The 11,064-nt window shown below is 67.8% G+C and carries 10 protein-coding genes; 5 read left to right on the top strand and 5 right to left on the bottom strand.

Annotated features, from left to right (window positions below; all coding sequences use genetic code 11):
* Window positions 1–87: 87 nt before the first annotated feature.
* Both NC7_RS12690 and NC7_RS12685 read left to right on the top strand, forming a co-directional pair.
* Entirely contained in the window at window positions 88–1,110 is a 1,023-nt protein-coding gene (locus tag NC7_RS12690) for an alpha/beta hydrolase (RefSeq protein WP_067982405.1), read from the top strand.
* A gap of 184 nt (window positions 1,111–1,294) precedes the next feature.
* Window positions 1,295–2,533 carry a TetR/AcrR family transcriptional regulator gene (locus NC7_RS12685; protein ID WP_067982403.1) on the top strand — a complete coding sequence of 413 codons (1,239 nt, stop codon included), beginning with the start codon at window positions 1,295–1,297 and terminating at the stop codon, window positions 2,531–2,533.
* On the opposite strand, the gene NC7_RS12680 is transcribed toward NC7_RS12685, so the two are convergent.
* On the bottom strand, window positions 2,516–4,015 hold the full coding sequence (locus NC7_RS12680) for an aldehyde dehydrogenase family protein (RefSeq protein ID WP_067982729.1): 1,500 nt from the start codon (window positions 4,013–4,015) through the stop codon (window positions 2,516–2,518). The two genes, NC7_RS12685 and NC7_RS12680, sit on opposite strands and share 18 nt — an antisense overlap.
* Window positions 4,016–4,225: 210 nt before the next feature.
* On the opposite strand from NC7_RS12680, the gene NC7_RS12675 reads away from it, so the two are divergent.
* The 3 genes from NC7_RS12675 to NC7_RS12665 are packed head-to-tail and all read left to right on the top strand — an operon-like array spanning window position 4,226 to window position 6,860.
* Entirely contained in the window at window positions 4,226–5,227 is a 1,002-nt protein-coding gene (locus NC7_RS12675) for a daunorubicin/doxorubicin resistance ABC transporter ATP-binding protein DrrA (protein ID WP_067982399.1), read from the top strand.
* A 5-nt stretch (window positions 5,228–5,232) separates the two neighbouring features.
* On the top strand, window positions 5,233–6,036 hold the full coding sequence (locus NC7_RS12670; protein ID WP_373861245.1) for an ABC transporter permease: 804 nt from the start codon (window positions 5,233–5,235) through the stop codon (window positions 6,034–6,036).
* Window positions 6,033–6,860 carry an ABC transporter permease gene (locus NC7_RS12665; protein ID WP_067982726.1) on the top strand — a complete coding sequence of 276 codons (828 nt, stop codon included), beginning with the start codon at window positions 6,033–6,035 and terminating at the stop codon, window positions 6,858–6,860. Before NC7_RS12670 ends, NC7_RS12665 begins: the two co-directional genes overlap by 4 nt.
* Before the next feature lie 43 nt (window positions 6,861–6,903).
* On the opposite strand, the gene NC7_RS12660 is transcribed toward NC7_RS12665, so the two are convergent.
* Genes NC7_RS12660 through NC7_RS12645 form a run of 4 tightly spaced genes read right to left on the bottom strand, consistent with a single transcriptional unit; the run spans window position 6,904 to window position 10,710 of the window.
* Window positions 6,904–8,088 (bottom strand): lycopene cyclase family protein, encoded by a 1,185-nt coding sequence (locus NC7_RS12660; RefSeq protein ID WP_236573250.1) that lies wholly within the window; start codon window positions 8,086–8,088, stop codon window positions 6,904–6,906.
* Between the two features lie 60 nt (window positions 8,089–8,148).
* A complete protein-coding gene (locus NC7_RS12655; RefSeq protein WP_236573251.1) occupies window positions 8,149–9,315 on the bottom strand; it encodes an ABC transporter permease in 1,167 nt (388 codons plus the stop codon).
* Complete coding sequence (locus NC7_RS12650) at window positions 9,312–10,184, bottom strand: ABC transporter ATP-binding protein (protein ID WP_067982389.1); 873 nt, start codon at window positions 10,182–10,184, stop codon at window positions 9,312–9,314. Before NC7_RS12650 ends, NC7_RS12655 begins: the two co-directional genes overlap by 4 nt.
* Before the next feature lie 49 nt (window positions 10,185–10,233).
* Window positions 10,234–10,710: a hotdog fold domain-containing protein gene (locus tag NC7_RS12645; protein ID WP_067982387.1), complete on the bottom strand. Its 477-nt coding sequence runs from the start codon at window positions 10,708–10,710 to the stop codon at window positions 10,234–10,236.
* Window positions 10,711–11,064 lie beyond the last annotated feature (354 nt).

Below are 11,064 nucleotides of genomic sequence, written 5' to 3'. Positions count from 1 at the left end.
CGCGGACCGAGTCGGAATTCGAGACGAAGCGAAGGTGCGAAAGTGATCCGTCGGCACACCCGGCGTCGTGGCCTCCGAGCCGCGGCGATGATCGCGGCAACGGCAGTGGCCGCCGGACTGTTGTCCGGCCTCGGCATCGCACCGGCTGCGGCCGACCCGATCATCGACTCCAAGAGCCTGCTCGCCAACCCGGTCTCCGAGAACGGTTCCAAGATCGTCAAGGCCGAGGTGAAGGACTCGCGCAGCCTGCGGTTGCACGTGTTCTCGGCGTCGATGGATCACAACATCATCATCGACGTGCAGCGCCCCGCCGACGCCTCGGTCCCGCGCCCCACCCTGTACCTGCTCAACGGCGCGGGCGGCGGCGAGGATTCGGCGTCCTGGGTGGCCAAGACCGACGCGCTGGAATTCCTGTCGGACAAGAACGTCAACGTCATCCAGCCGATCGGTGGCTCCTGGAGCTACTACACCGACTGGATCAACGACGACCCGGTCGTCGGCCGCAACAAGTGGAAGACCTTCTTCACCGAGGAACTGCCCCCGCTCGTCGACGGCGCGCTCGGCACCAACGGCGTGAACGCCATCGCGGGCCTGTCCACCTCCGGCACCACCGTGCTCGCGCTCCCGATCGCCAAGCCCGGCCTGTACCAGGCGGCCGCGGCCTACAGCGGTTGCGCGCAGACCTCCGATCCCGTTGGTTCGGAATTCGTGAAGCTCACCGTCGAGACCTGGGGCGGCGGCGACACCATGAACATGTGGGGTCCGCAGGGCTCGGAGGAATGGGTCAAGAACGACCCGTACGTGAACGCCGAAGGGTTGCGCGGGCTGGAACTCTACGTCTCCACCGGCAACGGTCTGCCCGGCCCGTACGACACCCTGAACGGCCCGTACGCCCTGCCCGGCGCCTACGGTCTGGCCAACCAGATCGTCATCGGCGGCATCATCGAGGCGGGCACCAACTACTGCACCCACAACCTGGCCAAGCGCCTGGAGGAACTGAACATCCCGGCCACCTTCAACTTCCGGCCCAGCGGCACCCACTCGTGGGGCTACTGGCAGGACGAACTGAAGCTGTCGTGGCCGACTCTGGCCAAGGGTCTCGGCCTGTAGCGTTCCCCGCGATTCCGCCCGAACCGTCCCGCCCGCATCCGTGCGAGCGGGACGGTTCGCATTTGTCCGACTTCCTCACGCCGTTTGCGAATTGTGGTTAACTTAGGTTGACTGGTCCAGCGCCGTTGCCGGGCGGCGCCGAGCCGTCGACGACGGTTCGCGCAACGGGAAGTGAGCAACGTACATGGTCGCCGATCGCAGGGAGTCCCACCGCGGCCCCGAGCAGGCGACCGCGCAGGCCAAGGTGGTCCGGCGCAGGCCGAAGGACCGCAAGATGCAGATCATGCGTGCCGCCGCACGGGCGTTCAGCGCACGCGGTTACTACCCGGTCGGCGTCGACGAGATCGCGGCCGAGGTCGGCATCTCCGGGCCCGCGCTCTACCGACACTTCGCCAACAAATACGCCCTGCTCGTCGCGGCCGCCGAAGAGGGCGCGCGTGGGTTGCGCGATGTGGCGAAAGCCGCCGACGACCCGGCGCTGAGCCCGCCTGACCGTCTCGACGCGCTGCTCACCGCGGTGGCCGAGCACAATATCGACATCCGGCGCGAAGCCGGGTTGTACCGCTGGGAACGCCGCTACCTCGAGCGCGAGGACCGGGTCCGTATCCGCGCGTTCTACCGGGAACTCGAGACGATCGTCGCCACTCCGATCGCCGAACTGCGGCCGGACGCGGGCCCCGAGGACATCACCCTGCTCGCCGTCGGCGCCCTCAGCGCCCTGGCGAGCATCGCCGCGCATCGCACCACGCTCTCGCATTCCCGCATGCTCGCCCTGCAACTCGACATGGCCTGGTCCATCGTGCGTGCCGAGCTGCCGCCCGCGCCCGCCCCCGCCGAACCGGACAAGCAGAACCGTGGGCTGCCGGTGACCTCGAAACGCGAACAGCTGCTCACCGAGGCGATCCGCATCTTCGGCCGCAACGGCTACCACGAGTCGGGCATCGAGGAGATCGGTGCCGCCGTCGGCATCAACGCCTCCAGTGTGTACCGCCACTTCGACAGCAAAGCCGACCTGCTCGCGGCCGCCTTCCATCGTGCGGGTGACCGCCTCGCCGTCGCCATCAGCGAGGCACTCGCCCAGTCGTCCGACCGAGGCGACGCCGCCCGCCGCATCGCCGACGAGCACGCCCGCCTCACCTTCTCGACACCGGAGATCATGCCGGTGTACTACGCCGAATTCAGCAATCTGCCCCAGGCCGAACAGCATCGGCTGCGCGCGATCCAACGACAGAACATCCTGGAATGGGCCAACCTGCTCGACGGCGACCCGATCGAGGCGCGGTTCCGGGTGCACGCCGCGATCGGCCAGATCATCGACGTCGGCAGGCTGCTGCGCTTCGACTCCAGGCCCGAACAACTCGCCCGGCTCGGCGCGCTCACCAGCGCGGTGCTGCTGGGCGGGCGGTCAGCGCCCGTGGCGTAACCAGAACGCCGCCTTCGCCAGGCGCAGATGGCCCGGCCTGCGATCGAATGTCGACAACCGCACCGGCGCGCGGAAGCGCCTGCGCGCGATCGACATCGTCCGGCTGAACTCGTGCAGGCCCTGCTGGCCGTGACTGTGCCCCTGCCCGTACTCGCCGACCCCGCCGAACGGCAACGCCGGGATGCCGGTGAAGGCGGTCGACGAATTCACCGTCACCACACCGACTTTCAGCTGGGCGGCGATGAACTCGGCGCTGACGATGTCGCGGGTGAACACGGTGACCGCGATCCCGTTGCCCGCGGCGTTCACCCGGGTCACCGCGTCGGCCAGATCCGAGACCCGGTTCACCACCAGCACCGGACCGATGCCCTCACCAGTGATCGCGAGGCTCTCCTCCGGCACCTCGGCCAGCACGATCGGCTCCACATACGGGTCGCGGAACGAGTCGAGACCGCCGAGCACGGCGTGCCCACCTCGGGCGATGGCATCGCGCACCTGGGTGCGCACCACGTCGATCTGGTCGGCATTGATCATCGGGCCGTAAGTGGCGCGATTGTCGGCGCCGGGACGCAGCCTCGCGGCCCGATCCGCGGCCCGGGCGAGGAAGTCGTCGAAGACCGAGTCGGCGACGTAACAGCGCTGGATGCCCGTGGCGTTCTGACCGGAATTGGCCATGGCCCCGAAGACGGCGGCCTCGGCGGCCTCGTCCAGGTCCGCGTCGACGTGCACGATCATGCTGCCCTTGCCGCTGTGCTCAACGACGACCGGGGTGAGCGAGCGGGCGCACTGCGCGATCACCTCGCGGCCACCGGCCTCGGGCCCGGCGTAGGCGATCTTGTCCAGCTCCGCGCCGCACAGCGCCGTCGCGGTGCGCGCGTCACCCGTAACGGCTTGCAGCACCGGATGATCCGGCACCACGCGCGACCAGCTCGCAGCCAGCCAGAGGCCGACGCCGGTGGTGATCTCGTGCGGTTTGAACACCACCGTGTTCCCGGCGGCCAACGCGTAGGCGATGGAACCCATCGGGGTGAACACCGGGTTGTTCCACGCACCGAGCACGCCGACGACGCCGAGCGGTAGATACCCCACCGATGCGTACTGGTTGCGGGTGAACCAGCCCGAGCGCAAGCGTCGACGACCGAGTGCGCGTTCGGCGTTGCGGGCGGCCCAGTCCAGATTCTCGACCGCGAGCATCACCTCCAGCGCGGCATCGGCCTCCGGTTTACCGGTCTCATCGCGCAGGATCTCGACCAATTCGCCACTGTGCCTGGCGATATGGCCGCGCCACTCCAACAACTGGCTCCGGCGTTCGCCGAAATCCAGTTCACCCCACCAGTTCTGCGTCGCTCTGGCCGTGCGGACCGCGCGCGTGACCTCGGCACCGCCCTGCACCGGATATTGCGCGAGTTGTTCGCCGGTGCGCGGATCGAACGACATCAGCAGATCGGTACGGCCCGGCAATGCGGCGGCCGATTCGGCCATGGTCACCTCCCTCTACCCGGATGCCAGGGTATGGGCGTGTTGTCGCGGCGACAAGGAATCCGCCGGAATCGCCACCTGCCTGCTCAGTACCGACCCGGAAAATCGCCGGAGCGGTAACATCGCGCCGAACGGTATGGATCACTTACCGGGAAGAAAATTCCGTGGCGCGCGGCTTCGATCGGCGCCGCTGCGGCCGATGGTGGAGAGTTGATGCCGAGTTCTATCTCAGTGGATTCGCCCGTGGGTGGCGTCGCGTCGCACGGCGGTGAGCCAGCCGTGCTCGTTTCCGACGTGCGCAAATCCTTCGGCGACGTGCACGCCCTGCAAGGCATCAGTTTCCAGGCCGAGAAGGCCAGCGTGCTCGGCATCCTCGGGCCCAACGGCGCGGGTAAGACCACCACGGTCAAGATCCTGTCCACGCTGCTTCGCCCCGACTCCGGCACCGCCGTCGTCGCCGGGCACGACGTGCTCACCGACGCCGCGGGCGTACGCCGCTCGATCATGATGACCGGCCAGTACGCCGCGCTCGACGAGAACCTCACCGGCCGCGAGAACCTCGAACTGTTCGGTCGCCTCATGGGCCTGACCAAGTCGGCCGCCCGCAAGCGGGCCGAGGTGCTGCTCGAGGAATTCGACCTGGTCAGCGCCGGTAAACGGGCCGTGCGCAACTACTCGGGCGGTATGCGTCGTCGCGTCGACATCGCCTGCGGGCTGGTGGTCCGCCCCGAGGTGGTGTTCCTCGACGAACCGACCACCGGCCTCGACCCGCGCAGCCGTCAGGGCGTGTGGGACCTGGTGACGGCGCTGAAGAACCAGGGCATCACCGTGCTGCTCACCACGCAGTACCTCGAAGAAGCCGACGTGCTCAGCGACAACATCATCGTCATCGACAAGGGCACTGTCATCGCCGAAGGCACCGCCGACCAGCTCAAGGCCAAGACCGGCGGCAGCTACTGCGAGATCGTCCCGCTCGACCTCAGCCGCATCGCCGCCGCCGTACAGGCCCTCGGGGACCTCGTCCCGGCCGCCGTCGCCGCCGAGATCGCGGGCGCCGACAAGCTGTCCATCCCCGCACCCGACGGCGCGGCCACCCTCGCCGAGGCGTTGCGCAGGCTCGACAACGCGGGCGTCGACCTGGCCGACATCGCCCTGCGCCGCCCGTCCCTCGACGACGTCTTCCTGTCGATCACCGGGCATTCGGGCGGCCACTAGTGAGTGTGTCGACCCCCGCGGCGAAGGGTCTGTTCGCCGACCTACCCCAGGTGCACCAGAGTAGTTTCGCGCAGTGGCGCGCGCTGACCGGTCGCATCGTGCGGACCATGGCGACCAAGGGCGAACTGATCGTCGCCGTGCTCACCCCCCTGGTGGTGACGGTCGCGTTCTACCTGCCGCTGCGTTATGTGATGAAGGTGCAGGGCATCGACTACGCCCAGTACGTGATGCCCATCATCGTGCTGCAGACCATGGCGATGACCATGATGTCGAACGCGCAGCTCGCCGCGTTCGAGGCGCTCACCGGGTTGAGCACCCGGTTGCAGACCATGCCCATCGGCTCGTTGGTTCCGTTGCTGTCGCGCATCTGCGCCGGTCTCGTGCGGTCGGTGGTCTCGCTGATCGCGACCGTCGGCTACGGGTACCTGATCGGCTTCCGGTTCACCGGCGGGGTGGTGCAGGCCCTGGCGTTCTGCGGGTTCGCGCTCGCGGTCGGTGTGGTGCTCACCCTCGGCGCCGACGCGCTCGGCAGTCTCACCAAGAACCCCGAGGCGCTGAGCCAGGCGCTCACCCTGCCGATTTTGATCTTCGGCATGATGTCGACCGGGTTCGTGCCCGAGAACAGTTTCCCCACCTGGGCGCGCGGGTTCGCCCGCAACCAGCCGATCTCGCAGTTCGCGCAGACGCTCAGCGACATGGCCGAGGGCCATCTGTCGTGGGCGGGGACCTGGGTGTCGCTGGTGTGGCTCGGCATCGCGGCTGTTGTTTTCCTCCCACTGGCGGTGTGGGCGAGTGTGAGGCGATCATGACGACAACGGAGACGGCGGCTCAGCTGCCCGTGGTGCACGCCAAGCCGGAGAGCTCGGTGTCGGTGTGGTTCAGCCACAGCCTCATCCAGACCAAACGGTTGCTGATGGTGTGGTTGCGCGACCCGTCGACCACCATTCAGACCATCGCCTACCCGGCCGTGACGCTGCTGATGTTCCGCATCGTCCTCGGTGACTCCATCACCGCGGCGACCGGGACACCGAGCATCTACGGTCAGGCCGCGCTGCTCACCCTCGTCGCGGCGATGACCGGTGCGGTGGTGAGCGCGCTCGGCTTCAAACGCGAGAAGGCGTCCGGTCTGCTCAGCCGCTTCTACACGATGCCGCTGAACAAGGCGTCGCTGCTCACCGGGCGGCTGCTCGCGGAGGCGTTGCGCATTCTCATCACCACGGTGATCGTGCTGCTCGTGGCGGTGCCGCTTGGCTTCCTGTTCATGGAGGACCCGCTGACCAATATCGCGCTTGTCTGCGTGCCGATCCTGTTCGGACTCGGCTTCGCGGTGATGGTGACGGCACTGGCCACCATCACCGAGGGCGTGATGCTCATCAGCCTGATCGGCATCCTCAACACCCTGCTGATGTTCTTCAACACCGGTTTCGTGCCGATCATCGCCTACCCGACCTGGCTGCAGACCGTGGTCGCCAACCAGCCGATGAGCTGCGCGATCGACGCGATGAAGGGCTTGTCCTACGGCGGACCGGTCGCGGACCCGCTCCTCAAGACCGTGTTGTGGACCGTCGGGATGATCGCGGTGTTCGCCTACCCGGCCATCCGTGGATACAAGAAGGCGGCGGAGACCGCGTGAGCAGGTGCTTTCGCGGGCCGACCGTCCGGCGAGGTGCTCCTGGTCAGACCGGCTGTTCGTCGGTCTCGGCGGTCGGAACGAACGGGTAGTCGACCCAGCGGTCGCGGTTGGTCCAGCCGACCAGGTCGTAGCGCCAGCGGAACGGCCAGGTGTGGGCGACGGTGTTGAACAGCACCGCGCCGAGGGCGGTGTAGTCGGCGTGCGCCGACAGCAGAGCGTGCTGGCCGCGTTCGGACTCGGTGAAGAACGCCTCGAACATGGCGATCGACTGGTCGGTGGTGAGGCGGCCCAGGCCCCACAGGCCGCGCATCCGCATCCAGTACACCGCGCGGGCCTGCCACGGCCACAGCGCGTCGACCGGGTCGGTGCCCTGTCGCACGGCCGTCACGGCGGTGTCGATGAGGGCGAGTGAATCGGCCACGCTGTAGCCGGTGCACGGGTGCATCATCCCGCCACGGGAACCGAACGGGATCGCCGCGGCGGCACCCTTCTTCGGGGGTGGCTGGTCGAGCGGGTAGTGGGCGGCCTCGTGCGGTTCGTCGCCGCGCAACCGAATGCCGTGGGCAGCAAGACGATTCAACGTACGTTGGCGCAGGACGTGCTGGGGCATGCCGCCGCGCAGGCCGAGGCTGGTCTCCTCGAAGATGACGGTCCCGTCCCCGAGCGGCACCGCGTACAGGAACGACGGCGGCTCGTCCGGTCCCGCGCCGTTCTCCGGACGCCAATCCAGCAGCAGGCCCTCGCCGTCACCGACCATCGGCGCGGCGGTCGCGGCATCGACGAAGATCCCGTGTGCGGAGGCGGCCCGCCGCTTGCCGAGCGTCGGCAGGCCACGGGTGTCGAACACGGTGCCCGCCGAGATCACGGTCCCGTCGGCCAGCTCGACCTCGTGCTGGTCGACCCGCCCGGCGCGTTGCGCGAACACTGTCGCGTCGTCGAGCGCGAGCGCGGCGTGCAACCCCGCCTTCGACAGCACACAGTAGGCGCGCTCGATGCGGTGCTCGGTCTTCGTCCACACCGTCGGCGCCGCGATCCGCTGCGCGACGGCGCTCTCGGGCAGCCAGTCCGGCAGCTCGTCCACCCAGCACGAGAACGTCGGCGGAAACAGCCGCTCCGGCCGAGGATCCACCGCGGCCACCCGCAACCCGGCCCCGGCAGCCCGATGCGCCAACCCCCGCCCGGCCGGGCCCAACCCGACCACGCAGATATCGAACTCCCGCACACTCACCCCCGCATTCAATCCACACCCGGCGCGCGGGCGCAAGGAGACGTGACCGGTGTCCCCGTGTCAGTCCTCCAGCGCGAGGGCCTGGCGGACGGTGAGTCGGCCCTGGGTCTGCATGAGCGAGCGGCGGTAGATCTTCTCGGCCACGAGGACGATCGCGTAGGTGACCACCGCCATCAGCGCCAGCGCGATGAACGGCTCCCACCAGGCCGCGGTGCCCTCGGCGAGGCGACTCGGCATGGCGATGATCGAGGTGATGGGGACATAGGAGGCGATCACGCGGGCGGTTCCGGTGAGGAAGATGCCCGCGAACAGCACGATCATGATGAGCATCGACAGGGGAGTGGCGGTGGACTGCAGGTCCTCGCTGCGGGTGGACAGCGAACCGGCCACCGCCCACAGGCTGGCCAGGGCGAGGAAGCCGACGACGAAGAACACGATGAACCACCCCGCGGCACCGGCGATCCGGCCCAGCTGGTCCGCCTTGCCGAGGAACACCAACCCGCCCAGCCCGGCGCCGACGAACAGCACGAGCTGCCCGAACGCCAGCGCCGCGTTGCCGACCACCTTGCCGATCAGCAATTGCCGCAACGGGATCGCGCTCGCCAGGATCTCCACGATGCGGTTCTGCTTCTCCTCGACCACACTCTGCGCGATCGACATCCCGAACAGCACCGAGGCCAGATAGAAGAGGAAGGCGAAGACGAACGCCACGATCTTGGCCAGGCCCGGATCGATCGCGCTCTTGTCCAGCAACGTGTAGCTCACCTGCGCGCCACGGGTGAGGTCTTCCATGGTCGCCCCGAAATCCGCGGCATTGCGCTCCAAGGCCAGCTGCTGTGCGGCGGCGGTGATGTAGGTGGTCGCGTCGTCGTTCTCGGCGGAGTTACCGATGAGCTCCCACCCGTCGGGTGTGGGGACGAGACCGGCTTCCACTCCGTCGTCGCGAACGCTCTGCTCGACCTCGGTCCGGTCGGCAGCCTGATACCCGCGGAAACTGAGATCGGTTCCCGACCGGGCAGCCAGCTCGTTGGCCAGGCTCAGTACTTCGCCCGCCCCGTTGCCGGTGGCGACGATATCGACCCGTTCTGGCCTGCTACCGAGAAACCCGCTCACCGCGACGGAGGCGATGATCGCCACAATGGTCACCACCGTCGAGATCACGAAATTGCGATCCCGCAGCTTCACCACCATCTCGCGCGCGGAAACGATCCGCCACACCCCGTTCACGCCGTCACCTCTCGGTAGATATCGGCCACGGTCGGCCTGACCTCGGTGAACTCACGCACCGATCCACGCGACAACGCCTCTTTCACGATGGCATCGGTCTCCGACGCCTCGAAAATCGCACGCCCACCGTCTATTTCGACGGATCGAACGTCGGGACGGGACCGTAGCCACTCCGCGTCACCGTCGACGACGAGCCGATAGCGCACCCCGCCCGCCGACCGGAGCTCATCGACCGACCCCTGACCGACCACCCGACCGGCAGACAGAATGACGAGCCGATCGCACAACCGCTCCACCAGATCGAGCTGATGTGAAGAGAACAGCACCGGGACGCCCTTCGCGGTGTACTCCCGCAACAGCTCGACCATCGAGTCGACAGCCAGCGGATCGAGCCCGGAGAACGGTTCGTCCAGAATCAGCGCCGACGGCTCCGCGATCACCGCCGCCGCGATCTGCACCCGCTGCTGATTGCCGAGCGACAGCGATTCGAGTTTGTCCTTGCCTCGGTCGGCCAAGCCGAACCGTTCGAGTAGCCCGAGCGCGCGGGCCTTGGCTTCCTCGGCGGGCACAGCACGCAATCGCGCCAGGTAGACGAGTTGGTCGAGCACCGGTTGCTTGGGGTAGAGCCCGCGTTCCTCCGGCATGTATCCGAAAGAACGGCGGTCGACGGTGGTGACCGGCCGTCCGTCCCAGCGCACCTCGCCGGACTGCACGGCGAGCACTCCCATGATCATCCGCATGGTCGTGGTCTTGCCCGCACCGTTCCCGCCGACGAAACCGGTGAGCTCCCCCGGCGGCACCGTGAACGACACGTCGTCGACCGCGACCTTGTCACCGAACCGGCGGACCACGTGCGCGACTTCCAGCATCGAAACTCCCCGTCTGTCGTCGTGGTCACAACCGTACCGGGCCAAGGGATTACCGGGGGGTGACCCAGGTGGTGATGTCGGCGTGCACCACCTCGACGCCGTCCTTGTCGAAGATCGACACCGGGATAGTGAGCTCCTGCCCCTGGGTGATCGCCGCGAAATCGGGGACCTCGGCCAGCCTCGCCACCGCCCGCAACCCCGACTCGGCCTTCGCCAGGTACTGCACGTTCATCGCCTTGGGGATCCAGCGATGGGTGGTCGGCACCGTCGCCTCGCTGAGCATGCCCATCGCCACCTCGGCCAGATTGCACGCGGCGATGGCGTGGAAGGTGCCGAGATGATTGTGGATGCCGAACCACTTGGGCGAGGTCACCTCGCACAGTCCCGGTTCGAGCCGAACCACCTGTGGCAGCACCGTGCCGAAGTAGGGGACCCGGGCCACCATCCCGAGTGAGAACAGCGCGTGCCCGATGCGGTTGTCGGGCAGCTTCTTCCAGCCGCGGTACGTCGCGGTTTCCTGTGCCATACCCGTATCTTACTGAAAAGTAAGATAGGTCGGAAGCCCTCCTGACCAGCGCCGGTGACCGGCCGGCTACCATGGTCGAGCGCAGTCCGATCAGTGACCGATGCCTCATGCCCCCCGATTTGAAGAGCCTTGTCGGCATGGTGCATACTGTTCGGGTTGCCTTGCGCAGGATCGTCGCTCTTCGGGGCCGACGGGTCGAGCAGGGCAGGCAGCAGTTGTGTATCCCACCGGTTCGCCGGTGTGGATACGTTCGGGACCACGTTGTAGCAAAAAGGGCGACACGCCCGACCGCGTGGACCGGAGAACCATGACAGATGAACAGCGGCGAGGACTGGGCGGTGCCCGGTGGCGATC

Source organism: Nocardia caishijiensis NBRC 108228 (assembly GCF_001612825.1).
Classification (GTDB): domain Bacteria; phylum Actinomycetota; class Actinomycetes; order Mycobacteriales; family Mycobacteriaceae; genus Nocardia; species Nocardia caishijiensis.
The sequence above is the reverse complement of the archived record's forward strand: the minus strand, read 5'-3'. Positions and strand labels throughout refer to the sequence as shown.

Bases quoted from the DNA above. Each gene is read 5' to 3' on its own strand.
- NC7_RS12690 (WP_067982405.1), top strand. From the start codon at position 88: ATGATCGCGGCAACGGCAGTGGCCGCCGGACTGTTGTCCGGCCTCGGC.
- NC7_RS12685 (WP_067982403.1), top strand. From the start codon at position 1,295: ATGGTCGCCGATCGCAGGGAGTCCCACCGCGGCCCCGAGCAGGCGACC.
- NC7_RS12680 (WP_067982729.1), bottom strand. From the start codon at position 4,015: ATGGCCGAATCGGCCGCCGCATTGCCGGGCCGTACCGATCTGCTGATG.
- NC7_RS12675 (WP_067982399.1), top strand. From the start codon at position 4,226: ATGCCGAGTTCTATCTCAGTGGATTCGCCCGTGGGTGGCGTCGCGTCG.
- NC7_RS12665 (WP_067982726.1), top strand. From the start codon at position 6,033: ATGACGACAACGGAGACGGCGGCTCAGCTGCCCGTGGTGCACGCCAAG.
- NC7_RS12650 (WP_067982389.1), bottom strand. From the start codon at position 10,184: ATGCTGGAAGTCGCGCACGTGGTCCGCCGGTTCGGTGACAAGGTCGCG.
- NC7_RS12645 (WP_067982387.1), bottom strand. From the start codon at position 10,710: ATGGCACAGGAAACCGCGACGTACCGCGGCTGGAAGAAGCTGCCCGAC.